The organism is Ochrobactrum sp. P6BSIII (genome assembly GCF_014138065.1).
In the GTDB taxonomy this organism is placed as follows: Bacteria; Pseudomonadota; Alphaproteobacteria; order Rhizobiales; family Rhizobiaceae; genus Brucella.
Map to the genome: position 1 here is coordinate 112,118 of NZ_JACGXB010000013.1, position 24,148 is coordinate 136,265.

Genomic DNA, 24,148 nt, shown 5'->3' on the forward strand with positions numbered 1-24,148 from the left:
TTTTGATTTAGCGGAACGTTTTTAACCTTGTTGTTTCATAAGTCGGACAATATTTTACGCTATAAACATCTCGGGCAATGTCGATCGAGCGACAAAATGAAGTCGCAACAAAGGGTGAGGTGGCAATGAACAAGGACAATAAAGCGGTTGTACTTTACCGGTTGCAATCCGTCGCGCGTCTTTCAAGAACAGTTCTGGCCACACGGCTTCTGGAGCAGGGACTTTATGCCGGGCAGGATGCGGTCATGCTGCAACTGGCTGCCGAAGACGGGTTGACGCCCGGCGTGCTTGCGCAGCGCCTCGGTGTGCGCCCGCCGACCATCACCAAGACGATTGCCCGCCTGCAAGGGCAGGGCTTTGTCGCCAAGCGCGCCTCCGAAACCGATCAGCGCCAGTCGCATGTCTATCTTACCCAGACCGGGCTTGAGACGATCAAGGCGATCGAGAAATCCATCCGCAAGACCGACAAGGACATGCTGAAGGGGCTCGACAAGAAGGAACGCAAGACTTTCCTGAAAATGCTTGGCCGTATGGAAGGCAATCTTGCGCTGCGCGGTCTGTCACGTGTGGTTGAAGAACCGTCCACCGATACCATTGACGACGACGAAGCCGAATAAGCAAATCCGGCTGCGGGTTACTGCCAAAAAAACTTTCAATTCAATAATTGCAATGGCATAACCGTTTTAATGATGACGCCCGTGTGACATGAGACCCATGGGCGTTCGTGGCATGGACCGTTGGGGGAGGCGACTTGGCCCAGAAAATCAAGCTTTCGACCATCGCTGATGCGCTGGGTGTCTCGACAGCTACCGTTTCGCTTGCGCTGCGCGACAGCCCGCTTGTCGCCGACCAGACCCGTGAGAAGATCAAGGAACATGCCCGCGCCATCGGTTATATCTATAACCGTCGGGCAGCGAGCCTGCGCACATCGCGGTCGGGGATCGTTGGTGTCGTGGTGCATGACATCATGAATCCGTTTTTCGCGGAAATTCTGAAATCCATCGAATCGGAACTCGACCGGTCTCGCCAGACCTTCATTCTGTCCAATCACTACGACCAGCTGGAAAAGCAGCGCACCTTCATGGACACGCTTTTGCAGCTTGGCGCTGACGGGGTGATCATGTCGCCCGCCATCGGCACACCGCCGGAAGATATCCAGATCGCCGAGGATAACGGCCTGCCGGTCGTGTTCATCGCGCGCAGTGTCGAAGGCGTTCATGCGCCGGTGTTTCGCGGCGATGATGCCTATGGCGTCGGCCTTGCCACCAACCACCTGATTTCGCTTGGTCATAAGCGCATTGCGATGATCGGCGGCACCGACCAGACCTCGACCGGTCGTGACCGTTATCGCGGCTATGTGCAGGCGATGGACAAAGCCGGGCTGGAAATTCGCGACGACTGGCGCATTGCGGGTCCGCGTACCAAGCAGGGCGGGTTCGAAGTCGCACCGCAGTTCCTCGCCTTGAAGGACAAGCCGACCGCCGCCGTCTGCTGGAATGATCTGACCGCAATCGGCCTGATGAACGGCATTGCACGCGCCGGACTGGTGCCGGGCGACGATATTTCCGTCACCGGCTATGATGATCTGGAAGAGGCGGCCATTGCCACGCCCGCGCTTACAACCGTCTGGAACGGCCAGCGCGAAGTTGGCCGTCGCGCCGCCCGCGCTCTGCTCGATCAGCTGAATGGTGTCGAGGTTGCCTCGACGCAAGAACTCATCAAGCCGGAACTGCATATCCGGCAATCGACGTCCAAGCCCAAACATCCCTGATTTCCCCCGCTCCGGGTCCGGTTCACCCAGACCGGTCGCCGGTCTCCCCGTGAACTGCGAAATGCTTCCCAGAGGAATATTGTCATGACCAAGCGCGACGCAACCGTTCTGGTGCTCGGAAATTTCAACGATTATGCCGTAGACCGCCTGTCCGGCGAGTTTTCCGTCCGCCGTATCCCGCGCGGTGATGCGGCGCTGGTCGATGCGGCCTGGGCGAACGATGTGCGTGGCATTGCCAGCATGTCCACCGTCGATGCAGCGCTGATCGACGCTTTGCCAAACCTGAAAATCATCGGCAATTTCGGCGTTGGTTATGATGCGGTTGACGCCAAACATGCCGCTGCCCGCAACGTGATGGTCACCAATACGCCCGACGTGCTGACCGACGAAGTGGCCGATACGGCGCTTGGTCTCCTGATCGACACCGTGCGCGAATTGTCGAAGTCGCAGGAATTCCTGCGTGCGGGCCGTTGGGAAAAGGAAGGCCGTTATCCGCTGTCGAAGCTGTCGCTGCGCGGACGCAAGGTCGGCATTTTCGGCCTAGGCCGTATTGGCAAGGCGGTCGCCCATCGCGTGGAGGCTTTCGGTCTGCCGGTTTCCTACCACAACCGCCGCAAGGCTGAAGGCGTCTCCTATGATTACTACCCGAGCCTACTTGAGCTGGCCAAGGCGGTCGATACGCTTATTCTGGTTGCCCCGGGCGGCGCGGAAACTGCCAAGGCGGTGAATGCAGAAGTGCTGCAAGCGCTCGGCCCGGATGGTGTGTTGATCAATGTCGGTCGCGGTTCGCTGGTCGATGAGGATGCGCTGGCTGCGGCGCTGAACAATGGCACCATTGCCGCTGCGGGTCTGGACGTCTTCGCGAACGAACCCTCCGTGCCGCAAGGTCTGCTCGATGCGCCAAACACGGTTTTGCTGCCGCATATCGCATCTGCATCGCATAAAACCCGTCAGGCCATGGCGGATCTGGTGATCGACAATCTCATTTCATGGTTTGATACCGGCAAGGCGATCACGCCGGTTCCGGAAACGGAATTCGTTAAGGGAATAGGGGAGTAAGGCAGTAGGGGAGTAAGTGAAGAAGGAGCTTGATAGACGCCTCTGCGTCAATCACCCTATTCCCCTATTCCCCTATTCCCCTATTCCCCTATTCCCCTATTCCCCTATTCCCCTATTCCCCTATTCCCCTATTCCCCTATTCCCCTATTCCCCACCCTTGTGTTCACGCACCGCGTCGCCGAAGGCCTCGAATATCTTCCGCGAGGGGGCGTCGGACTGGACCCAGTATTCCGGATGCCACTGGACGCCGACGACAAAGCCTTTGGCGTCCTTGACGGAAACGGCTTCCACTGTGCCGTCTTCAGCTACAGCTTCTACTTCAAGGCGTGGCGCAAGCCGGTCGATGGCCTGACGGTGCACCGAGTTTACCTTTACGCTGTCTTCTTTCAAAATTGCGCCGAGGCATGAATCCGGCTTGATCCGGATCGGGTGCTGGATAGCGAAACGCTCTGCCTGACTTTCGGATTCCGGTGCGCGGTGGTCCATGCGCCCCTGCAATTCCTGAATTTCAGTGGCGAGCGTGCCGCCCAGCGCCACATTCAGCTCCTGAATGCCGCGGCAGATCGCCAGCACTGGTACGCCTTTTTCAATGGCTGCGCGGATCAGCGGCAGCGAGGTCGCGTCACGGGCATTGTCATAGGGTTCGAAGGCAGTGCTCGGTTCCACGCCATAAAGCGACGGGTTGACGTTCGATTTCGAGCCAGTGATCAACACGCCGTCCACTGCGTCGAGAATGGCGTCGAGATCGATCTTGTCGCCAAAGCTTGGCACCAGAAGCGGCGTCACTTGCGCAACATCGATTGCCGCAGCCAGATATTGATCCGGTGCTGCATGCCAGGTGTAATTCTCGAAAGGTTTGACGTCAGTCGGTACGGCAATCAGGGGGCGGGACTTCGACATAGCATTCGGATCCGTTGATTTGGCTCTTATCTGGAGCGGCATTCAGCCTTCTGCAATAGAACACATCCCGAAAAGAGTGAAACAGTTTTCGGACAAGATGTGCGTCAGCATAACCTCTCGCAATTGGCAATTAGTGTCGTCTTTTCATCACGCTCGCGCGCCTTTTGTGTATTGTCCTGATTTGAAGCATTTTTTGCCTCTGTGCACGGTTCAAATGCCGTTATGAATATCCTAATAGGAGTGAAGATGGATTGGCAGTTGAGGGGATGTATGACTGACGATCAGCTTTTCTCCGTTCGGGGCAAGGTTATTGCCGTGACGGGAGGCTCCTCGGGTCTGGGTTTGCGCATGGTGCATGTGCTGGCGGGACACGGGGCGCGGGTGATCTCTATTTCACGCACGCATGCGGGCGAAAGCCTGTGTCCGTCGGGCGGGGAAGTTCTTGAAATCATGGCGGATGTCACTCATCCGGATGAAATCATGCGCGCCTTCGATGAAGCGGAACAGCGTTTCGGGCCGATCTCGACCCTGTTCAACAATGCTGGCGTCGCCCATATGGCGCGTGCGCTCGATACGACACGCGACATGCTCGAACATATTTTCGAGGTCAATGTGGCGGGTGCTTTCTTCGTGGCGCAGGAAGCTGCGCGCCGCATGATCGCACAAGGCGCGGGCGGCTCGATCATCAACACGACCAGCATTCTGGGCGACAGGCCGCAGAAAGGCGCTGCCGCCTATTCCATGTCGAAAGCCTGCATCACGCAGATGACGCGTGCGCTTGCACTCGAATGGGCCGCACATGATATTCGCGTCAATGCGATCTCGCCGGGCTGGTTTCCGACCCGAATCAACGAAGAACAGCTCAACGGACCGGCTGCGGGCTACTTCAAAGGACGTAATCCGTTGCGCCGTCTCGGCGAACCGCAGGATCTGGACGGCGTGGTGCTGATGCTGGCCTCCGATGCCAGCCGCTACATGACCGGCACCATCGTCAATGTGGATGGCGGACACAGCCTCTGAGAGCATTCGTGCGGGATAGGGATTTATTCCGCATTGGCGTGCTTTCCTCCGCGTTTTCACCGTCGGCGATTGTTATTCGGTGATATTCTCTAGTTTTGTTATAGAATGCTTGTGAATTGCAATCGCGCCGCGAGGCGAAATACAGGGCGTTTTTTGTCTCTGCTTTCACGGCCAAATTGTTTGAAGGCCTCCGCTTTGAAAGCCTATGGTTGTATTGTTATTTCGCATGTTGCTGTTAAGTTGTTCCCCTGTGAATAATTGGGATACATCTTATGGTGGCGGGGGTAACAGCTTGTGGTTTCATTTCGCGAAAGATATTTTTAAGTCATTAGTGCAATAATCGCCCTCACGATAGGGACACAAGCAAGGACATGTGGCGGAGCCGTAAACCTGACATACCTGCAGACGTGCGGCTTTCTTTCATGCGATCACTGTATGGTAATCGCACCACGCTCTGGTTTGGCTTGTTGGCCCATGTGGTGGCCTGTGTTGTCATCTATGTGAAAACTGTCGACTGGCATTTCATCGGGTTTGCCGGGCTTTTTGCCGTTGTCGCTCTCGGTCGTCTCTACGACATGCGACAGTTCGACCGTGCCAGACTAGGTCATCTTACATCCGCTGATCTCGACCGCTGGGAGTTGCGTTATCTCATCGGTGCTTCGCTGGTCTGCGCGACGCTTGGTATGTTGTGCTTCTTCTCGATCTTCGTGCTGCGTGATCCATTTGCCGAGCTGGCCAGTCTGACCATTCTGCTGGCTTCGGTCGTTTCCATCGTCGGGCGCAATTATGCCTCGGCGAAGGCCGTCGTTTTGATGTCGATCTGCACGCTGATTCCGGTGCTCGCCGGGCTCGTGCTTGCGGGGACTCCCTTTCACATCATCATCGGCCTGCTGCTGATCCCGTATTTCCTGTCCAATATCGAGATGGCCAACGGCCTGCGTGAGTTTCTCTTCGCGGCCGTGATGGGCAAGCGGCGTCTGTCAATTGTGGCGGGGCGTTTCGATGCCGCGCTCAACAATATGCCGCAGGGCCTGCTCATGCTCGACGGCCAGCAGCGCATTGCGGTGATCAACAACAAGGCCAAGGCGATGCTGCGGATCGCCGAGCACACCAAGTTGCACGGGCGCCGGCTGGAAGTGCTGCTGCGCTATTGCGCGCGGGAAGGTTTGTTTCCGCATAATGATATGGCGAATGTACGCGCCCGCATGACCGACCTTGTCGCCGGACGCAAGACGCGTGACATTTTCCAGCTTTCCGGTGAGCGCTATATAGAATGTATCGGCAACCAGACTGTCGGCGATGGCGCGGTTCTCATGTTCGAGGATGTGACGCAGCGCGTCGAGGCGGAAGCCCGCATTCAGCACATGGCGCGGTTCGACGGTCTGACCAGTCTTCCCAACCGTAACTATTTCGAGACAATGGTGCGCACATTGCGCGCCCATCAGTCGGCGGACAGCTTTGCGGCGCTGGTCGTCATCGACATCAATCACTTCAAGCATGTCAACGATACGCTTGGCCACCATACGGGCGACGTGTTGTTGCGGCTGTTTGCGCAGCGGCTTTATTCGCTCGACCAGCAGCGCTTTGTGGTCTCGCGATTTGGCGGCGACGAATTCGTCGTGTTTGTTTTCAATCTCCAGAACCAGGCGGAAATTACCGGCATCATGGATCATATCACGTCGGTCGTGTCCGGCGTTTATGATCTCGACGGTGATCATGTTCATATCGACATCAGCGCCGGTATTGCGATTGAAAACATTGCCAATTGCGATGTCGGCAATATGCATATCAATGCGGATCTGGCGCTTTATGAAGCGAAGGGTCATGAAGACCGGCAATGGGCGGTTTTCGTCGGCGCGATGGATACCAAATATCGCAGCCGTCAGAAGCTCAAGGCTGATCTCCGGCAGGCCATCGGCAACAATGAAATCAAGGTTGTCTACCAGCCCATCGTCAGTGCACAGTCTCTGCGCATTGTGGCTTGTGAAGCGCTGGCGCGCTGGGTGCATCCGGAGCTGGGTTCGGTGCCGCCTGCCGAATTCATTCCTCTGGCCGAGGAAATGGGCATCATCACCGATATCACTCGCTTCATGCTGGATCAGGCCTGCAAGGACTGCCTGACCTGGGGTGATCGCATCGGCGTTTCCGTCAATCTGTCGGCCATCGATCTGAAGAGCAACGAGATTGCCCGCGATATTGCCTCTGCCTTGCAGAAGTCGGGTCTTCCCGCCCATCGTCTGGAAGTCGAAGTGACGGAAAGCGCAATCATCGCCGACCGCAACAAGACGTCGATGGTTTTGCAGCGGCTGAAGAATGCCGGCATCAATATTGCGCTCGATGATTTCGGCACGGGCTATTCCAGCCTCAGCTATCTCAACACGTTGCCGCTGACCAAGGTGAAAGTGGACCGCTCCTTTGTCCGCGATATCACCACAGACCGCCGGTCGCTGATGCTGTTGCGCGGTGTGACGCAGCTCTCGCATGAGCTGGGTCTCGGCGTGACCGTCGAAGGTGTGGAGACCGAAGAACAGCTGGCGCTCATCCGCGTTGCTGCTGGTGCCGATCTGGTTCAGGGCTATCTTCTCGGCATGCCGCTGCCTGCGGACACAATCGGTTCGATGACGACAAAATCCGTCACTTGGCGCGAAGGCGGTCGTACCGTCGCCTGACCATCGGCCTGATCTTTTTTGGCCAGACCGCACCCCGTGACAATTGCGCGCGACGGATGCGGGTGGGGCGGGCTGAATTTCGTTCCGTTAATCAGGAGTGCCGCTCCGGAGCGGGCGCTTCATTACGGCAAAGATGGCAAAAGGCCCCGAAATGCGGTTTCTAGCGCATTTCTCACACTGAGCATCGAAAAAACGCTGTTTCCATGTGGCGAATCTGTGGCAATACTGTGCCGGGAAAATGGCGCGGGGGCGTATATGCAGTTGAACTTATACCTTTACATGAAGGTAAACCTGCTTATTCTGCGCGCTGAATTGAAATGTATGATTTGCATGATTTGATGGTGCGGAAATCGCTTATATGACTGATTCAGCTGTCTCGGGGGAGAAACCGCCGCTATCCAATTTTGCGCGACAGCTGCTGCATTTTCTGGATCGTGTTGAATATCGACGGATCGTCCATGCGGAAGATCTGGAAGAGATCGGTCGGCTTCGCTACCGCTCCTATCGTACCCGCAATGTGATGGATGAGGCCGAAGTGCCGTCCATCGTCGACGATATAGACCGGGACAGCCACGCTTTCGTCTACGGGGTGCATGTTGACGGGCAGCTCGTCAGCACATTGCGTATTCATCACATCACGCCCGATCATCGCAAGGGAACAAGCTATGCGCTTTTTCCCGATATTCTCGATCCGCTGCTCAATAGCGGCATGCATTTCGTCGATCCAACCCGCTTTGCCGCCGATCCGGAGTTGCTGAGCGAATATCCGGCCATCCCCTATATCACATTGCGCATTGCTGCGATGGCGTCGGAATTTTTCGTGGCTGATCAATGCCTTGCATCGGTCAAGCCGGAGCATATGGCATTTTACAAACGCATTTTCGGCACGTCGATGATGGCCGATGCGCGTGAACATGCGGGCTATGGCATCAAAGTTGGACTGGGTGCCGCGCCGATCCGCAATATCCGCGATGCGGTTGCGGTGCGCTTTCCATTCTTCAAGTCATTGCCGCGCGAGCGGCAGGCGATGTTTGCCGATAGCCGCAGCACTGTTGTGCCGCTGACGATATTGCCGACTGCGAAATATACGGGACTGGGCGTATAAGCGATTACTATGCGTTCTATAGGCAGTGTTCTAAATAATTAGATGTAGCGCATTGCGCGAATCCGATTTACGAAGACTGCGGAACCGCTTTACGCGGAGAGAGAGGGTTGCTGCGACGAAAAGACTTGGCGTTCGTGCCGGGCTTTTGTTGTGTGCAGATTGAAGATTGCAGGTGTTTTCGCTTAACATCATCGATGTTGGGTGGAAAATCTGAATGGGTGGAACGAAAATGGCAGAACATCATACGACGGCTCCGGCTGAACTTGGCGCACCGATGGACTATGCTGAGCATGAGAAAACTTATGCCGGTTTCACGGGCCTGTTTAAATGGGGCACGGTGGCGGTTGTCGCCCTTATGATTGCCATGGCGTTCGGCTTTTTCGCTGGTGGTTTCTTTTCCGCGACCATTCTTTTTGTCCTAGTCTGCGTCGCCGCCTGGTTCATCCTCTAGCGCATTGACGCGGCCGGATGGCGACATCCGGCCTTGCGAAAATGCTGCAAGATCCAAGACCGAACCGGGATTAACCCCGCATGATTTGATCGAATGCCTTGGCATGGGTTACCGTGCCGAGGTTTTATGCATGTCTGTATCTCAGTTCTTTTCAAGGAGCCTCGTTTCAGAGGCTCGCAATTCTGCCCGACCGCAAGGCCGGATCAAGCCCGGATTAAGACCATGAAAGGGAAACCAGCTTGGCCCAGACGTTATTTATCCCGCTAGAGAGTGACCCCAACGAGACACGCGTTGCGGCATCGGCGGAGACGGTGAAGAAATTCATCGCGCTCGGCTTCGATGTCGTCGTGGAAAAAGGCGCCGGTGAGAAATCGCGCATTCCCGATGCCGAATTTGCGGCAGCCGGTGCCCGTATAGGCACGACGGCAGACGCTAAAACGGCAGACGTCATTTTGAAAGTGCGCCGTCCCACGGATACGGAACTCAAAGGGTATAAATCGGGCGCAGCACTGTTTGCCATGCTTGATCCCTATGGTCATGAAGATGCGGTGGCGGCACTTGCCAAGGCCGGAATTTCGGCTTTCACCATGGAGTTCATGCCGCGCATCACCCGTGCGCAGGTGATGGACGTGCTGTCGTCACAGGCAAATCTTGCCGGTTATCAGGCAGTGATCGACGCGGCGGAAGTCTATGACCGCGCCATGCCGATGATGATGACGGCAGCCGGTACGGTTCCTGCCGCCAAGGTTTTCGTGATGGGGGCTGGCGTTGCCGGTCTTCAGGCCATCGCAACGGCACGCCGCCTCGGTGCTGTCGTGACGGCAACCGACGTTCGCCCTGCCGCCAAGGAACAGGTCGCCTCGCTCGGTGCGAAATTCATCGCCGTCGAGGATGATGAGTTCAAGGCTGCCGAAACCTCTGGCGGTTACGCCAAGGAAATGTCGAAGGAATATCAGGCGAAGCAGGCCGCACTCGTTGCCGACCACATCGCCAAGCAGGACATCGTCATTACCACGGCGCTCATTCCGGGCCGTCCGGCCCCGCGTCTGGTGTCCAAGGAAATGGTCGCTTCCATGCGTCCGGGTTCCGTTCTGGTCGATCTCGCCGTTGAGCGCGGCGGCAATGTCGAAGGCGCTGTGCCTGGTCAAGTGGCCGAAGTGAATGGCGTCAGAATCGTCGGCCATCTCAACATGTCGGGCCGCATCGCTGCGAGCGCGTCGCAGCTTTATGCGCGCAACCTGATCGCTTTCCTTGAAACGCTCGTTGACAAGGAAACCAAGCTGCTCAAGATCGATCCGCAGGACGAGCTGGTCAAGGCAACGCTTCTGACCCATCAGGGCGCGATCCTGCATCCGGCTTTCGCAAAGGCTGATGCCGCGCCTGCCGCAGCCGCGCCTGCAGCCGAAAAGCCAGCGAAACCCGCTGCCAAGCCGAAAGCGGCACCGAAGCCGAAAGTGGCGAAGGCGGAGGTAGTCGGCGATGCCAAACCGGCACCGAAAGCCGCGAAAAAAGCGCCTGCAAAAGCACCGAAGGCTGCCGCAAAGTCTTCGTCTTCCCCCAAGTCTCCTGTTGATGGAGGAGAGGCATAATGGCCGAAACTAGTCTCGATAAAGCTCTTGAGAGCTTGAACCAGGCCGCAGATGCTGTCCGTCAGGCTGCGGAAAACGCCGGTGGTCTGGGTGATGCTGCGGCGGCTGCCGCGCATGCCGCATCGGGCGGCGCGATCGATCCGTTCGTGTTCCGCTTTGCGATTTTCATTCTGGCGATTTTCGTCGGCTATTACGTCGTGTGGTCGGTTACGCCTGCGCTGCACACCCCGTTGATGGCCGTTACCAACGCCATTTCATCGGTGATCGTGGTGGGTGCGCTTCTGGCCGTCGGCCTTTCGCTTTCGGGCTGGGCAACCGGCTTCGGTTTCATTGCGCTCATTCTGGCGAGCGTCAACATTTTCGGCGGCTTCCTGGTCACCCAGCGCATGCTCGCCATGTACAAGAAAAAAGAAAAGTGAGGCTGAACCATTATGAGCGTTAATCTCGCAGCCTTCCTTTACCTCGTCTCCGGCGTGCTGTTCATTCTGGCGCTGCGCGGCCTGTCGCATCCGACGACCAGCCGTCAGGGCAATATGTACGGCATGATCGGTATGGCGATTTCCATCGTCACCACGCTTCTGCTGGCGCGTCCAAGCGTCGGCGGTCTGGCGCTGATTGTCATCGGCATCGCCATCGGTGGCGGCATCGGTGCAGTCATCGCGCGCCGCATCGCCATGACGGCCATGCCGCAGCTCGTCGCCGCGTTCCATTCGCTGATCGGCCTTGCTGCCGTTCTGGTGGCCGCTGCCGCAATTTACTCGCCGCATTCCTTCGGTATCGGCGAAGTAGGCCAGATCCACGGTCAGGCGCTGATCGAAATGTCGCTGGGCGTCGCCATCGGCGCGATCACCTTCACCGGCTCGATCATCGCCTTCCTCAAGCTTGATGGTCGCATGTCGGGCAAGCCGATCATGCTGCCGGGACGTCATGTCATCAATGCCGCGCTGGCCGCAGCCATCGTGCTGCTGGTTGTTGTGCTGGTGAACACCGAAAGCCATTTCGTGTTCTGGCTGATCGTGCTTCTGTCGCTGGTATTCGGCGTGCTGATCATCGTGCCAATCGGCGGCGCCGACATGCCGGTCGTGGTCTCCATGCTCAATTCCTATTCGGGCTGGGCAGCGGCAGGCATCGGCTTCACGCTTGGCAATCTGGCACTGATCATCACTGGCGCGCTGGTCGGCTCGTCGGGCGCGATCCTGTCCTACATCATGTGTAAGGGCATGAACCGTTCGTTCATCTCGGTCATTCTTGGCGGCTTTGGCGGTGATACGTCTGGCGGTCCGGCTGGCGAGGTTGAACAGCGTCCGGTCAAGCAGGGTTCTGCCGACGATGCGGCTTTCATCATGAAGAACGCTTCCAAGGTCATCATTGTGCCGGGCTACGGCATGGCGGTGGCACAGGCGCAGCACGCGCTGCGTGAAATGGCCGACAAGCTCAAGGCGGAAGGTGTGGAAGTCAAATACGCCATCCATCCGGTGGCCGGTCGTATGCCGGGTCATATGAACGTGCTGCTGGCCGAGGCCAACGTGCCTTACGATGAAGTGTTCGAGCTGGAAGACATCAATTCGGAATTCGCGCAGGCCGATGTGGCTTTCGTGATCGGCGCGAATGACGTCACCAATCCGGCTGCGAAGACCGATCCGAAGTCACCGATCTTCGGCATGCCGATCCTCGATGTCGACAAGGCAGGCACGGTTCTTTTCATCAAGCGCGGCATGGGCTCCGGCTATGCGGGCGTGGAAAACGAACTGTTCTTCCGCGACAACACCATGATGCTCTTCGCCGACGCGAAGAAGATGGTCGAGAGCATTGTGAAGGCGTTGGACCATTAAGAAGGGAATAGGGGGGTAGGGGAATAGGGCAGTATGTTTGACTTGCAAATATACGGACCGTATTTCCTTACTCCCTTACTCCCTTACTCCCTTACTCCCTTACTCCCTTACTCCCTTACTCCCCTAGCATCGCATCCTGCAGAGCGCGCAGTTCGGCGATCTTCGAGCCGGGCTGCGGTGCAGCATTGGCATAGGTGATGAGTTCACCCTTCTTGATCGGCGCGATGACCGAGCCGTTCTGGAGCAGGCCGCAGGGAATAGCTTTGGCCGAGCGGGCTTCAGGCGTCGTCATGATCCATGAGCGATAGCAATATTGGCCGATGGCATCGAGACGGTCGCCCGGCTGCAAATCCTTCTTGGCAACCGCGCAGACTTCCGCCACCGGCTTCGGCAGCGGCACCATATCGGCCTTGCCGTGCAACACCACGCGCGCCACGGTCAGAGGCACTTCCAGCGAAGTGAGGTGGAAAGGGCGGTGGAAGGTGAAATAAGGGCCTTTGCCCATCTTCAAATCTTCCAGACGCTCGACAAGGCGGGGATGCTCCATCTTGGCGATGACGAAGACGCCTGGCGATACGCCGCGTCCGATGGAATAATCGACCACGCCCGACTTGTTGAGAACGCCGCCGTCTTCCTTCGGGATCAGGGTGCGGTTCAGCTCGTCGATTGCGGCTCTGGGGCCGTGCATGCCAGCAATGTCCGGCACAAGCCCGGTGGCGTTGGCGATGGCCGCCATTTCAACCATCGTCTTGGAGCCGTCGATGAATTCCACCAGCAGGCGGACATTCATGTTCCGGCGGTCCGCCTCTTCCTGATAATCGTCGGGGATCGCATCGAAATTGAGCGGATTGTTCTTGCCCTTGCCAGCGGCCACCACCTTGTGGCCCATGGCGGACACGAATTCGATCAGCTCCATGCAGGATGATGGCTCATCGCCAGCGCCCAGCGAATAGATCACGCCCTGCTTGTCGGCCTCGGCCTTGAGATAGGACCCGATGGTGACATCGGCTTCGACATTCATCATGACGAGATGCTTGCCGTTGCGGATCGCCTTGATGCCGGTTTCCGCGCCCACTTCCGGAATGCCGGTGGCGTCGATGACAACGTCGATCAGCGGGCTGGAGAGGATCAGGTCATTGTCGCCGGTGACGGCGATCTTGCCATTCTCGATGGCGCGGGTCATTGCCGCTTCGCTATTGGCTTCCTGCGCGTTTTCTTCGTCGCCATAGGCGGTGCGCACAGCTTTGAACGTGTTGGGCAGCCTGCGGGCAGAAAGTGCTCCGACTTCAATGCCCTGCATCCTTGCCACCTGCGTGACGATGTCGGTGCCCATCTCGCCAGCGCCAATCAGACCGATGCGGATCGGCTTGCCGGTTTCAGCCCGCGCTGCAAGATCGCGTGCCAGTCCAACCAATGCCACATTTGTCGTCATGAAAATCTCCGCAAAGCTGAAGGCCGCAATTTTGTATCTACGCATCCCCGAACGCAAAACCGCTTCACACTTTTGCTGGGAATGCCTGGCCGGTAATCGGTAATATTGTCACGTTCGTGTTGAATTACGTGCGTAATAGACCAACAGTCTCTATATCAACACCGACAGGCGCGCATCCCCAATCTGCGCGACAAAATATGCATCCCTTTATAGGGCCACTGGAGCCAAAATGAGCAGTGTATCCCCCTTTGATCTCGTGATCTTCGATTGTGACGGCGTTCTCGTCGATAGCGAAGTTCTGTCCTGCCTCGCTTTCGAGCGCGTTTATGCCAATCACGGCATGGAACTGCCGCAGGGCACGGTGGCCAAGGGCATCGGCATGAAACAAGCCGATATCATGAAGATGATCGAGGATATGACCGGCCATCGCCTGCCGGATGGCGTCGATGGCGAATTCTGGCCTGCCACGCGAACCTTGTTTGCCGAAGCGCTGGAGCCGACCGTTGGCATCGCGAGCTTTCTGCGGGAACTGCCGCAGAAGCGTTGCGTGGCCTCGTCCTCGCATCCGGAGCGCATTGCGTTCAGTCTGGAGAAGACCGGCATCAACCATTATTTCGGCGATGCCGTTTATTCGTCCACCATGGTCAAGCGCGGCAAGCCTGCGCCGGATCTGTTTCTGTTTGCCGCCGACAAAATGGGCGTCGACCCGTCGCGCTGCGTGGTGATCGAGGATTCGCCTTTCGGTGTCGAAGGTGCGATTGCAGCGGGCATGACCGCCTTTGGTTACACCGGCGGCGCGCATACCTATGACGGCCATGCCGAGCGCCTTTCGGCCAAGGGTGCGCATCAGGTTTTCACGCATTGGGATGATATTGCCCGGGAAATTCTGGTTGCCGCCTAAGTATCTGATCCAAAAGTCGCCATGCCGGGCTGCAAATGGCAATTTCTGCGCTTCCGGTGCTCACGTACCTTTATGTACGCTGCGCTCCGGTTCTCGAAATCACCATTTTCGCCACGGCCTGTCGCTTTTTGATTCAGACACTAAGCGCGCTATGGGTTAAACAGAAGGCAAATCAGTTCAGCAGGAATGGCCAGCGAATGAAAGACGCAATCACGCTCGACCAGTTGCGCGATGCAATCGGCACGGAAATCGGATGTTCCGAGTGGCGCGAAGTCACACAGGAAATGATCAACCAGTTTGCGGATGCGACGGACGATCATCAGTTCATCCATGTCGATCCGGAACGCGCCGCTAACGAAACGCCTTTTGGCGGTACGATTGCGCATGGCTTTCTGACGCTGTCGCTTTTGTCGACACTGGCCTATGAAGCGCTGCCCATGCTGGAAGGCGCGACCATGGGCATCAATTACGGCTTCGACAAGCTGCGCTTCCAATCGCCGGTCAAGACCGGCGCGCGGGTGCGTGCACGCTTCAAGCTGGCCGATGCCGATATTCGCCCATCGGGGCGGGTCGTAAATTATTACGATGTTACGCTCGAAATCGAGAACTCGCTGAAACCCGCCTTGACGGCCACCTGGCTGACGATTGCCGTGGTGGAGCCGCCCAAGGACTAAGGCTGAACGGCATCAAGCCGCTTCGCGATAGGATACCGGAAGCCGTCCTTCTTCATCGAGAGGGGCGGCTTTTCCTTTATGCGTGGTCATCAACTCGCGGAAGAAAAACGGGCCATGCAGGAACATGCCGAAATCGTAGAAGTTCTTCTTCTCCGCCCCGCGCACATAGAGAAGGTGCATCAGGAAGAAGTTGCCCTTGGAGCGCTTGTAACGGTTTTCGCTGTGCACATTCTTGAAGCGGACGCGATGGATGAGCGGCAGGTTCTTCGTCTTGATCTTCAGGGCGCTGGCGGGATCGGAACCATAGAAATGGATGATATCCGTCAGTACCTGAAATTCCGACCACAGAACCGGGCTGTCCTCAAGCACCACGCGCACATCCTCACGGAGCGCTTTCGCTCGTGGGTGCAGCGCGATCATCATCAGGCAGGAGCCGACCGCGAGCAGCGATACGGGTTGCTGTTTCAGCAGGTCGGGGCGCTGGCGCTGAACGGCGGCAAGCGCCTCGACAGCCGGCACAGTGCCGAGACTATGCGCGACAATGATAACTTCATCCGCATGGCTTTCTTCGATCTTGCGCATCAGCGCCTCGGCAAAGGCCGTCCGGCGCTGGTTCAGCTTCTCGTTGCGGTCATAAATACGGTCATAAGCTGCCGACCAGTCGTCAAGCAGATAGGACATGAAGAACTTGTCGCCGGGCTTGCGCACCAGAAGTGTTGCGAGGAAGGCGGCGAGCGGCGCGGACCAGAGAAGATGCAGCGCCGAAAAGCCTGCCAGCATTGGCGCTGTGGCGATAAGGGCCGCAACGCCCAAAATGGCGAGTGACAGCAGGAAGGGCCACAGGAAGAACAGTACGAAGCGCCAGCTCGTCGTGAGATAGCGCCACAGCGTGCCGGTGAAGAGGATGTTCATGAAGGCGAAAAAGCCGGTCAGCATCCGCCTGGGCGTCGAGCGCGCGGCATAGTCGTCAAAAATATCCGCCGTGCCGAACTGGCAGAACGCGGTTTCCGTTCGCCAGCCATTGCCCTCAGCGACAGCCAAGGTCGTGCCGCTATCGTTCGGCTCGTCCGTCATGGGCGGCAGCTTGGTCTTGGCGTTCCAGAGCTTGTCAAAGTCTTTCAGGACTTGCGCGTGGCGCACGCGGACGGCTTTGGGGTGCAGGCCTTCATAGCCTGTGAACTGGATAACGAGTCGCTTGCGGAGGGACATGAAACAAACAAATGGAATCAAAAAACAGGAAACGCGCCGGTTAATTCTGTAGAGGGCCGGTCGCGAGGTGGGGCATCCCCATTGGACGACTATTGAGGCCGAATTATGCGGGAAACGAGCGGCTCATTAACGCATTTGTCTGGCTGGAACTATAGTCAATTGGTGTAAAGACGGTATTTCACAGGGGGAGATGGCCAAATTTGCATGTTGAGGTGGACAGCCCGGGCTCGATCTGGTAATAGCCAGCACCAATTTGCAGCGTTTCCGTTGCGAAGCTTGGGAGCCTTAGGGCGTTGCTCGGCCGGTCAGACCGGCTGAAATCGTTAAAAGACCCCCGAACGGCCTCAGGCTTAACCGAAATTCTAACCGATACGGGAATACACGTGCAGGTACTCGTCCGCGATAATAATGTTGATCAGGCTCTCCGCGCTCTCAAGAAAAAGATGCAGCGCGAAGGTATCTTCCGCGAAATGAAGATGCGCGGCCACTACGAAAAGCCATCTGAAAAGCGCGCTCGCGAAAAGGCAGAAGCCGTTCGTCGCGCTCGTAAGCTCGCTCGCAAGCGCGCACAGCGTGAAGGCCTCGTTGGCGGCGCCCGCGGCGCTCGCTGATCGACCTCAAAACAGGCGCCGCTGTTGTGGCGCCTTTTTGCTTTCCGGTGCTTCCCTCGGTTGCGCCGGTTTTTGCATGTCTTGATTTCAGAATTTTTGTTGCCGAAACAGCTCGGTTTCATCTTTTTATTAAAGTTTAGCGCGGCACCCAAAAAAGTTTCTAGACTTTGACGGGCCAGTTATGTGTAAAAACAAATGATTAGGATGTTCAGCTTTCGGGCTGGATATTGGAAGGCGATACAGATTGTTTGCTGCCGCCTTTTCGCTGTTTTTATCTGACAGTTCCAGTGAGCCCTTGCCGGGCTGGCCCGGACTGAAACGAACAAGGCAGTCCCGCGAGGCTCTTCGGCTGTGAAACGCCCATGCGTTGAACAAGAGCCGGGAGACGGGATGGAGAAGAAACGGGCCGTAACTGCCCGGTTTCGATGGAACTAAAAGGAACACTGTCGTTGCCAACACGCTTGAAGGTGCTGCAATCGTCCGAAACCAGGATTTCGGGAGTTGAGACATTCGGTGCAAACCGTGGGGCTGGAATCGGTCGTCACGGTTTTTTGATTGCCGCCACGCTGTTGGCTCTGACAGTGGCTGGCTGCCAAAGCTCGACCACGACGGCGCTGAGCACTGTTGATCGGGCGCAGGGTTCGAGCGAGAATATCAGCTCGCTCACCAGCGTGATCCAGTCCAATCCACGTGATCCGGAAGGCTATAATGTTCGCGGTTCTGCCTATGGCAAGGCCGGGCGTTACAAGGAAGCGATCCGCGATTTCGATCAGGCGATTGCGCTCAATCCGAATTTCTATCAGGCCTATTCCAACCGCGCGCTGGTCTATCGCTATATGGGCGATACCAACAAGGCTGCGCAGGATTACAGCAAGGCCATCCAGCTCAACGGACAATATGATGCCGCTTATATCGGTCGCGGCAATGTCTATCGTCAGGCGGGCCGTCTGGATCAGGCTCTGAGCGATTTCAATCAGGCTATTGCCTTGCAGACCACTGATGGTCGCGCCTATCACAATCGCGGTCTGATCTATCAGGCCAAGGGCCAGCACAAGCAGGCCATCGAGGATTTCTCCAAGGCGATTTCGCTCAACTCCACAGCGCCGGAGCCTTATAACGGCCGCGGCCTTTCCTATGTGGCGCTGAACGACTACGACAACGCTTTCGACGATTTCAACACGGCCATCACGCTGGATCAGGGCGTTGCGGAAAGCTGGGCCAATCAGGCGCTGGTTTACGAGCATCGCGGTGAGAAGGCGAAGGCCGCCAGCTCTTATTCGAAGGCTGTGCAGCTTGATCCGCGATACCAGCCTGCGAAGGACGGTCTTTCACGCACACGCGGATAATTTGCGAAAACATTTCCAATTCTATGGCGGCGTGCTCCAAAATCGAGCGCGCCGCTTTTCTTTATACCTGCCCGCGATATATTAGTGCGTATGTCGCTCTTCGATCACATAGGCTTCAAAGCCAAAGATATTCGCCGCAGCCTTTCATTCTATGAAAGCTGTATGCCTGAGCTTGGGCTGGAAGTTATTGCACGTTCGGGCAGTGGCTTCTTCGTCAGCGGCGGGGAGAGGGCGCCTGTGCCTTTCCTCTGGATCCATGGCTCTGGAGGTCCAGCAGACGGCGCGGCTATGGATGCAGCCGAGGCGAAGCCGGGCGAGCATCTGCATCTCATGTTCACAGCTGGAAGCCGCGATGCGGTGGAAGCCTTTCACCGCGTGGCATTGAGCGCCGGTGGCAGCGACAGTGGCGGCCCCGCCTATCAGGGACCGGAAGAGATGGGCTATTACGCGGCGCTGGTCTTCGATCCCGACGGAAACACACTGGAAGCGGGTTTCCGTGAGAGGAAGCGGTAAGCGAGCCTGGTCAGGCGCGCAGGTTGCGCTTGTCGAGGCGGCTGACCAGACGGTCGCCGATCCACTGAATGCCGCAGACCATGATGATCAGGATGATCACCACGGCGATCATGATCTGCGTTTCGAAACGCTGATAGCCGTAGCGGATGGCGAGATCGCCCAGACCGCCTGCGCCGATAGCGCCAGCCATGGCCGATGCGCCCACCAGCGTGATGATCGTCACGGTGAAACCGGCAATGATGCCGGGCAGGGCTTCCGGAACCAGCACTTCACGCACGATTGTCCAGCGGCTTGCGCCCATCGAGCGCGCCGCTTCGACCAGACCGTGATCCACCTCACGCAGCGATACTTCCGCGATGCGCGCATAATAGGGGATAGCCGCAATCGACAGCGGGACGATGGAGGCCCATGTGCCGATCGACGTGCCGACGATGAAGCGGGTTACGGGGATCAGCGCCACCAGAAGAATGATGAACGGCACCGAACGGAAGCCATTGATGATCGCGCCCAAAAGGGTGTTGACCGTCAGGTTCTGCGCAAGGCCACCTCGTTCGGTCAGGATCATGATGAGGGCGAGCGGCAGACCAACCACGAGCGAGATCAGGCTCGAAAAGCCGGTCATGACGATGGTCTCCCAGAAGGAGCGCCAGAGAAGATCAAGCATCGCCTGAGACATAGCCGAGTACCTCCGTGGCGTCTGCATGGGTGTTGAGATAGAAGATAGCGGCTTCGAATTTCGCCTTGTCCTGAGCGGGCAGGCTGATGAAGAGCGTGCCGACCGGCTCGCCCTGGATCGTGTCCATACCGCCATGGATCAGCTGCGGCACAAGGCCGGTGGCCGTTGCCACATCGTTGAAGAAAGCGCCACGCGCGGCTTCACCTGAAAGCTTGACGCGGAGGATGGCCTTATCCCCTGCCTTGTCGGTCAGGCGCGCGCGCCATGAGGCGGGCAGTTCCGGCGTCAGCACCTGCAACATGCTTTGCGTGACCGGCGATTGCGGGTTGGCGAAGACCTTCCACACGGGGCCTTCTTCGGCAATTGCACCATGATCGAGCACGATAACGCGGTCTGCGATGCGGCGGATGACATCCATCTCATGGGTGATGAGCAGGATGGTCAGGCCAAGCTTGGTGTTGATGTCTTTCAGTAGCGCCAGAATGGACTGGGTGGTTTCCGGGTCGAGCGCCGACGTCGCTTCGTCGGACAGCAGCAGCGCGGGTTCGGCGGCAAGTGCGCGTGCAATGCCGACGCGCTGCTTCTGGCCGCCGGAAAGCTGGGCTGGATAATGGTTTGCCTTGTCGGACAGGCCGACCAGCTCAAGCAGCTCAGTGACACGGCGTGCGCGCTCGGTCCTGGATTTGCCTGCGATCTTGAGTGGCAGGGCGATGTTATCCGTAACGGTCTTGGCCGAGAGCAGATTGAAATGCTGGAACACCATGCCGATGCGGCGGCGCAAAGGGCGCAATTCGGTTTCGCTGAGGCCGCTGATTTCGCGACCTTCGATTTGGATCGAGCCTGAGTCGGGCTTTTCGAGGCCGTTGACGCAACGGATCAGCGTGGACTTGCCCGCGCCGCTGCGACCGATAATGCCGAGGATTTCGCCGCGCGAAACGGAGAGCGACACGCCATTGATGGCTGCCGTGTTACCGAACATTCGGCGCACGTCTTTCATCTCGACGATGGGCGCTGTTGCGGTGGATGGCGGTTCAATGAGCGTGGGGGTCACGGGGGTCACGGTCGTTTCTTCTATAGTTTGAAGCGCCGCTGCGCACAGCGGCAAACTGCAATCGGATAAGGCTTCAAGGAATGATGAGGCCTGGCTAAGCCATGGAGCTAATGCTCAACGCCGATGCTTTTGGGCAATTTTTTTTCATACGTCAATAAAAGCCGCGCCGGAAACAGTTTCCGGCGCGGTGTTTTGCGGATGAAAAGCTTATTTCCAGGCCGGAATTCCGGTGCCCTTATAGGCGCGGTCAAGCTCAGCCTTCACGGCGTCGTTCTGGAACGAAGCGACCAGATTCTTCACCCATTCGGCGTTTTCGTCTTCGGTGCGGACCGCGATGAAGTTGTTGTAAGGATTGTTTTCCTTCGATTCCCAACCGATGGCTTCTTCCTTCTTCAGACCTGCCTTGGCAGCCCAGTCATTGTTGACGATGGCTGCATCGAGATCGTCGATGGAACGACCAACGACACCGGCGTCGAGTTCCTTGATTTCAAGCTTCTTCGGGTTTTCGACGATGTCGATCGGCGTTGCGAGAATGCCTGCATCCGGCTTCAGCTTGATCAGGCCCTTTTCTTCGAGAACGCGAAGCGCGCGGCCTTCGTTCGACGGATCGTTCGGCACGCCGATGACGCCGCCTTCCTTGACTTCGTCGAGGCTCTTGTGCTTGCGCGAATAGATGCCGATCGGCCAGACAGCCGTGTAACCGGCAACGCTGATCTTGTAGCCGTGCTGTTTGATCTGCTCATCGAGATAAGGCTTGTGCTGGAAAGCGTTGGCGTCGATTTCCTTGCGCTCCAGAGCTTCATTCGGCTGGTTATAGTCGTTGAAGGTCACGCGCTCGATGTTGAGGCCGTGCTTCTTGCCTTCTTCGGCGACAACTTTCCAGACGTCTTCGTCTTCGCCGCCCATGATGCCGACCTTGATGGTCTTGTCTTCTGCATGGCTCGGAGCCGAGGCAAAGCCAACGGTCAGCGCAGCAGCGGTGAAAAGAAGGGCTTTCAGGCCGGCGCGGCGGCTCAAAGCGTAACGGGAAAGGGCTGACGACATTTTTGTTTTCCTTGTCTAAGCAACAGAGAAAGCCGGTCCCGGATTGCGATCGTTAGACGATCATTCTCCCCAGCCCTCCTTGATGCCGATAATTCCCGTTTGCATGGAATTAAACAAGGAAAATTTTTTCTGAAAAACGAACGGCTGCAAGTCTGAAATTGCGTTCACAGACGCGTGAGCGGATTGCCATTTCCGCTCACCATTCTCTCAGGAATCTGGTTCTAGAGCGGCTCCGTAAAAGCTGAATCGTCGGAGCTGCTCTAGTTATTTGTTTAAGTATTCTCCACCCGCATAGGCGCTGCCTTATCGATTATCCGCGATAATCATCTGTGCGGCCTTCTCGGCGATCATCAGCGTCGGCGAATTGGTGTTGCCGGACGTGATGGTCGGCATGATGGACGCATCGGCAATGCGCAGACCCGCAATGCCGTTGACCCGCAGGCGCGGATCGACGATCGCTTCCGCATCCTGCCCCATGCGGCAGGTGCCGACCGGGTGGAAAATAGTCGTGCCGATATCGCCTGCGGCTTTCTCCAGCTGTTCCTGCGTTTCATAGCTCGGGCCGGGTTTGAACTCCTCCGGGCGGTATTGCTGCAAAGGCGCCTGCGCAACGATATGGCGGGTGAGGCGGATTGCGTCGGCGGCGACGCGGCGGTCGCTTTCTTCCGCCAGATAGTTTGGCCGGATGGCCGGTTGCGCACGGTGATCCGGCGATTTGACGTGGATCGAGCCGCGACTGTCGGGGCGCAGATTGCACACGCTGGCCGTGAATGCGGGGAAGGGGTGAACGTTTTCGCCGAATTTTTCCAGGCTCAGCGGCTGCACATGATATTGCAGATTGGCGGTTTCATAGGACGGGTCCGATCGGGTGAAGACGCCGAGCTGGCTTGGGGCCATCGACATGGGGCCGGACTGGCGCAGCAGATATTCCAGCCCGATCATCGCTTTGCCGAAAAGCTTGTTGGCCTTCTCATTGAGGGTCGGAATTCCGGTGACCTTATAGGCGCAACGCAGTTGCAAATGATCCTGCAGGTTCTCGCCAACTTGCTTTCGTTCCAGCGTGACCGGAATGCCTGCCTGTTGCAGCACGTCACCGCGCCCGATGCCCGACAGTTCGAGCACATGCGGCGAGCCGACGGAACCGGCGGCAAGAATGACCTCGCGCCTTGCCTTGACGGTCCGGGTCGCGCCGTTCTGGTCGAAGGTCACACCATTGGCGCGCAGTTCTGCAATCTCGATACGGCGTACATGCGCGCCGGTTTCGACGCGCAAGTTTTTGCGTTCCAGTGCCGGGCGCAAAAAGGCCTTGGCGGTATTCCAGCGAATACCGCGCTTCTGGTTGACCTTGAAATAGGACACGCCTTCATTGTCGCCGCGATTGAAGTCGTCGGTGGCGGGGATGCCAGCGGCAACGGCGGCATCGCGGAAAGCATCGAGAATATCCCAATGCAGGCGGGCATTTTCGACACGCCATTCGCCGCCGGTGCCGTGCAGGGCGCTCGCGCCCGAATAATAGTCTTCCGATTTCTTGAACAGCGGCAGCACATCGTCCCAACCCCAGCCTTCGCAACCGGCCTGCCGCCAGAGATCATAGTCACGTGCCTGACCGCGCATATAGATCATGCCGTTGATCGACGAGCAGCCGCCAAGCACCTTACCGCGCGGATAGCCGAGCGCGCGACCGTTCAGGCCGGGTTCGGCTTCCGTGGTGAAGCACCAGTCGGTGCGCGGATTGCCGATACAATAGAGGTAGCCGACCGGGATGTGGATCCACGCATAATTGTCCTTGCCGCCCGCTTCGAGCAGCAGGACGGAGCGGTCGGGGTTCTCGGACAGTCGGTTCGCGAGGGCGCAGCCTGCCGTGCCCGCGCCAACGATGATGTAATCGTAGGTGTCGGTCATGATTGCATATCCAGTAAAATGCGGAGCCGCGATCAGCAGACGCAGCGGCTCATTGATGGGTAGTTACCCGAACAGTTTCTTTCCTAGACGTGAGGCATAGAACTCTCCGACGATACCTTTACGGAAGAGGATGACGCATGCCATGAAGATGAGGCCAGTGACGATTGTGACTGGAAAGTCGGATGTTGCGAGATAGTTCTGGAGGGCGACGACGAAGGCTGCGCCGACGATGGGTCCGATCAGCGTGCCGATGCCGCCAAGCAGCGTCATCAGGATGACCTCGCCCGACATCTGCCAGCCGACATCGGTCAGCGTTGCAAACTGGAAGACGAGCGCCTTCATGCCGCCTGCAAGGCCCGCAAGACCAGCCGACATGACGAATGCGGCCAGCTT

The 24,148-nt window shown here is 57.6% G+C and carries 23 protein-coding genes; 15 read left to right on the plus strand and 8 right to left on the minus strand.

The features are described from left to right. The first annotated feature begins 125 nt into the window (after positions 1–125). The 3 genes from FHW00_RS18190 (at position 126) to FHW00_RS18200 (ending at position 2,830) form a co-directional block, all read left to right on the plus strand. Positions 126–617, plus strand: coding sequence for a MarR family winged helix-turn-helix transcriptional regulator (locus tag FHW00_RS18190; protein WP_078339967.1), 492 nt, complete (start codon positions 126–128; stop codon positions 615–617). A gap of 134 nt (positions 618–751) precedes the next feature. Further along, a complete protein-coding gene (locus FHW00_RS18195) occupies positions 752–1,771 on the plus strand; it encodes a LacI family DNA-binding transcriptional regulator (protein ID WP_078339941.1) in 1,020 nt (339 codons plus the stop codon). Between the two features lie 84 nt (positions 1,772–1,855). After that, on the plus strand, positions 1,856–2,830 hold the full coding sequence (locus FHW00_RS18200; RefSeq protein ID WP_182514678.1) for a 2-hydroxyacid dehydrogenase: 975 nt from the start codon (positions 1,856–1,858) through the stop codon (positions 2,828–2,830). 144 nt (positions 2,831–2,974) lie between these two features. On the opposite strand, the gene FHW00_RS18205 is transcribed toward FHW00_RS18200, so the two are convergent. After that, positions 2,975–3,730 carry a gamma-glutamyl-gamma-aminobutyrate hydrolase family protein gene (locus FHW00_RS18205; RefSeq protein ID WP_078341238.1) on the minus strand — a complete coding sequence of 252 codons (756 nt, stop codon included), beginning with the start codon at positions 3,728–3,730 and terminating at the stop codon, positions 2,975–2,977. 270 nt (positions 3,731–4,000) lie between these two features. On the opposite strand from FHW00_RS18205, the gene FHW00_RS18210 reads away from it, so the two are divergent. From FHW00_RS18210 to FHW00_RS18240, 7 genes are all read left to right on the plus strand, one after another. Further along, positions 4,001–4,750 (plus strand): SDR family NAD(P)-dependent oxidoreductase, encoded by a 750-nt coding sequence (locus FHW00_RS18210; RefSeq protein WP_078341222.1) that lies wholly within the window; start codon positions 4,001–4,003, stop codon positions 4,748–4,750. 371 nt (positions 4,751–5,121) lie between these two features. Next, positions 5,122–7,419 (plus strand): putative bifunctional diguanylate cyclase/phosphodiesterase, encoded by a 2,298-nt coding sequence (locus tag FHW00_RS18215; RefSeq protein WP_078341223.1) that lies wholly within the window; start codon positions 5,122–5,124, stop codon positions 7,417–7,419. Positions 7,420–7,777: 358 nt separating this feature from the next. Continuing rightward, positions 7,778–8,524, plus strand: coding sequence for an N-acyl amino acid synthase FeeM domain-containing protein (locus tag FHW00_RS18220; protein WP_078341224.1), 747 nt, complete (start codon positions 7,778–7,780; stop codon positions 8,522–8,524). 229 nt (positions 8,525–8,753) lie between these two features. After that, a complete protein-coding gene (locus FHW00_RS18225; RefSeq protein WP_078341239.1) occupies positions 8,754–8,975 on the plus strand; it encodes an aa3-type cytochrome c oxidase subunit IV in 222 nt (73 codons plus the stop codon). Between the two features lie 239 nt (positions 8,976–9,214). Further along, positions 9,215–10,564: a Re/Si-specific NAD(P)(+) transhydrogenase subunit alpha gene (locus FHW00_RS18230; RefSeq protein ID WP_078341225.1), complete on the plus strand. Its 1,350-nt coding sequence runs from the start codon at positions 9,215–9,217 to the stop codon at positions 10,562–10,564. Continuing rightward, positions 10,564–10,983, plus strand: coding sequence for an NAD(P) transhydrogenase subunit alpha (locus FHW00_RS18235; RefSeq protein WP_078341226.1), 420 nt, complete (start codon positions 10,564–10,566; stop codon positions 10,981–10,983). The genes FHW00_RS18230 and FHW00_RS18235 overlap by 1 nt, the downstream gene beginning before the upstream one ends. 12 nt (positions 10,984–10,995) lie before the next feature. Beyond that, on the plus strand, positions 10,996–12,396 hold the full coding sequence (locus FHW00_RS18240; protein WP_078341227.1) for an NAD(P)(+) transhydrogenase (Re/Si-specific) subunit beta: 1,401 nt from the start codon (positions 10,996–10,998) through the stop codon (positions 12,394–12,396). Between the two features lie 115 nt (positions 12,397–12,511). Here FHW00_RS18240 and FHW00_RS18245 read toward each other — a convergent pair whose 3' ends face one another. Beyond that, entirely contained in the window at positions 12,512–13,828 is a 1,317-nt protein-coding gene (locus tag FHW00_RS18245) for a 1-deoxy-D-ribulose 5-phosphate reductoisomerase (RefSeq protein WP_078341240.1), read from the minus strand. A 229-nt stretch (positions 13,829–14,057) separates the two neighbouring features. Here FHW00_RS18245 and FHW00_RS18250 point away from each other — a divergent pair, with 229 nt between their 5' ends. Then, the gene (locus FHW00_RS18250) at positions 14,058–14,729 is read left to right on the plus strand and encodes an HAD family hydrolase (protein ID WP_078341228.1); all 672 of its coding nucleotides are present in this window, start codon (positions 14,058–14,060) and stop codon (positions 14,727–14,729) included. Between the two features lie 197 nt (positions 14,730–14,926). After that, the gene (locus FHW00_RS18255; protein WP_078341230.1) at positions 14,927–15,403 is read left to right on the plus strand and encodes a MaoC family dehydratase; all 477 of its coding nucleotides are present in this window, start codon (positions 14,927–14,929) and stop codon (positions 15,401–15,403) included. 12 nt (positions 15,404–15,415) lie between these two features. Here FHW00_RS18255 and FHW00_RS18260 read toward each other — a convergent pair whose 3' ends face one another. Next, a complete protein-coding gene (locus FHW00_RS18260; protein ID WP_078341231.1) occupies positions 15,416–16,612 on the minus strand; it encodes an alpha/beta hydrolase in 1,197 nt (398 codons plus the stop codon). A 383-nt stretch (positions 16,613–16,995) separates the two neighbouring features. Between FHW00_RS18260 and rpsU the strand changes: the two genes are divergently transcribed. The 3 genes from rpsU (at position 16,996) to FHW00_RS18275 (ending at position 19,082) form a co-directional block, all read left to right on the plus strand. After that, the gene (gene rpsU / locus FHW00_RS18265; protein WP_078341232.1) at positions 16,996–17,223 is read left to right on the plus strand and encodes a 30S ribosomal protein S21; all 228 of its coding nucleotides are present in this window, start codon (positions 16,996–16,998) and stop codon (positions 17,221–17,223) included. Positions 17,224–17,648: 425 nt separating this feature from the next. Continuing rightward, positions 17,649–18,569, plus strand: coding sequence for a tetratricopeptide repeat protein (locus FHW00_RS18270; protein ID WP_078341233.1), 921 nt, complete (start codon positions 17,649–17,651; stop codon positions 18,567–18,569). Positions 18,570–18,659: 90 nt separating this feature from the next. Beyond that, complete coding sequence (locus FHW00_RS18275) at positions 18,660–19,082, plus strand: VOC family protein (protein WP_078341234.1); 423 nt, start codon at positions 18,660–18,662, stop codon at positions 19,080–19,082. Between the two features lie 10 nt (positions 19,083–19,092). Here FHW00_RS18275 and FHW00_RS18280 read toward each other — a convergent pair whose 3' ends face one another. From FHW00_RS18280 to FHW00_RS18300, 5 genes are all read right to left on the minus strand, one after another. Further along, positions 19,093–19,758, minus strand: coding sequence for a methionine ABC transporter permease (locus FHW00_RS18280; RefSeq protein ID WP_078341235.1), 666 nt, complete (start codon positions 19,756–19,758; stop codon positions 19,093–19,095). Continuing rightward, positions 19,739–20,755 (minus strand): methionine ABC transporter ATP-binding protein, encoded by a 1,017-nt coding sequence (locus tag FHW00_RS18285; RefSeq protein WP_078341241.1) that lies wholly within the window; start codon positions 20,753–20,755, stop codon positions 19,739–19,741. Before FHW00_RS18285 ends, FHW00_RS18280 begins: the two co-directional genes overlap by 20 nt. A 261-nt stretch (positions 20,756–21,016) precedes the next feature. Beyond that, positions 21,017–21,853, minus strand: coding sequence for a MetQ/NlpA family ABC transporter substrate-binding protein (locus FHW00_RS18290; RefSeq protein WP_078341236.1), 837 nt, complete (start codon positions 21,851–21,853; stop codon positions 21,017–21,019). Between the two features lie 303 nt (positions 21,854–22,156). Then, complete coding sequence (locus tag FHW00_RS18295; RefSeq protein ID WP_078341237.1) at positions 22,157–23,755, minus strand: GMC family oxidoreductase; 1,599 nt, start codon at positions 23,753–23,755, stop codon at positions 22,157–22,159. A gap of 63 nt (positions 23,756–23,818) precedes the next feature. Then, positions 23,819–24,148: branched-chain amino acid ABC transporter permease (locus tag FHW00_RS18300; RefSeq protein ID WP_182514679.1), on the minus strand; the 330-nt coding region annotated here is incomplete at its 5' end.

What these genes read in the sequence shown, in the direction of transcription:
- FHW00_RS18190 (WP_078339967.1), top strand. Translation starts at nt 126, where the DNA reads ATGAACAAGGACAATAAAGCGGTTGTACTTTACCGGTTGCAATCCGTC.
- FHW00_RS18200 (WP_182514678.1), top strand. Translation starts at nt 1,856, where the DNA reads ATGACCAAGCGCGACGCAACCGTTCTGGTGCTCGGAAATTTCAACGAT.
- FHW00_RS18205 (WP_078341238.1), bottom strand. Translation starts at nt 3,730, where the DNA reads ATGTCGAAGTCCCGCCCCCTGATTGCCGTACCGACTGACGTCAAACCT.
- FHW00_RS18210 (WP_078341222.1), top strand. Translation starts at nt 4,001, where the DNA reads ATGACTGACGATCAGCTTTTCTCCGTTCGGGGCAAGGTTATTGCCGTG.
- FHW00_RS18215 (WP_078341223.1), top strand. Translation starts at nt 5,122, where the DNA reads ATGTGGCGGAGCCGTAAACCTGACATACCTGCAGACGTGCGGCTTTCT.
- FHW00_RS18220 (WP_078341224.1), top strand. Translation starts at nt 7,778, where the DNA reads ATGACTGATTCAGCTGTCTCGGGGGAGAAACCGCCGCTATCCAATTTT.
- FHW00_RS18225 (WP_078341239.1), top strand. Translation starts at nt 8,754, where the DNA reads ATGGCAGAACATCATACGACGGCTCCGGCTGAACTTGGCGCACCGATG.
- FHW00_RS18235 (WP_078341226.1), top strand. Translation starts at nt 10,564, where the DNA reads ATGGCCGAAACTAGTCTCGATAAAGCTCTTGAGAGCTTGAACCAGGCC.
- FHW00_RS18240 (WP_078341227.1), top strand. Translation starts at nt 10,996, where the DNA reads ATGAGCGTTAATCTCGCAGCCTTCCTTTACCTCGTCTCCGGCGTGCTG.
- FHW00_RS18245 (WP_078341240.1), bottom strand. Translation starts at nt 13,828, where the DNA reads ATGACGACAAATGTGGCATTGGTTGGACTGGCACGCGATCTTGCAGCG.
- FHW00_RS18250 (WP_078341228.1), top strand. Translation starts at nt 14,058, where the DNA reads ATGAGCAGTGTATCCCCCTTTGATCTCGTGATCTTCGATTGTGACGGC.
- FHW00_RS18255 (WP_078341230.1), top strand. Translation starts at nt 14,927, where the DNA reads ATGAAAGACGCAATCACGCTCGACCAGTTGCGCGATGCAATCGGCACG.
- FHW00_RS18260 (WP_078341231.1), bottom strand. Translation starts at nt 16,612, where the DNA reads ATGTCCCTCCGCAAGCGACTCGTTATCCAGTTCACAGGCTATGAAGGC.
- FHW00_RS18270 (WP_078341233.1), top strand. Translation starts at nt 17,649, where the DNA reads ATGGAACTAAAAGGAACACTGTCGTTGCCAACACGCTTGAAGGTGCTG.
- FHW00_RS18275 (WP_078341234.1), top strand. Translation starts at nt 18,660, where the DNA reads ATGTCGCTCTTCGATCACATAGGCTTCAAAGCCAAAGATATTCGCCGC.
- FHW00_RS18280 (WP_078341235.1), bottom strand. Translation starts at nt 19,758, where the DNA reads ATGTCTCAGGCGATGCTTGATCTTCTCTGGCGCTCCTTCTGGGAGACC.
- FHW00_RS18285 (WP_078341241.1), bottom strand. Translation starts at nt 20,755, where the DNA reads ATGAAAGACGTGCGCCGAATGTTCGGTAACACGGCAGCCATCAATGGC.
- FHW00_RS18290 (WP_078341236.1), bottom strand. Translation starts at nt 21,853, where the DNA reads ATGTCGTCAGCCCTTTCCCGTTACGCTTTGAGCCGCCGCGCCGGCCTG.
- FHW00_RS18295 (WP_078341237.1), bottom strand. Translation starts at nt 23,755, where the DNA reads ATGACCGACACCTACGATTACATCATCGTTGGCGCGGGCACGGCAGGC.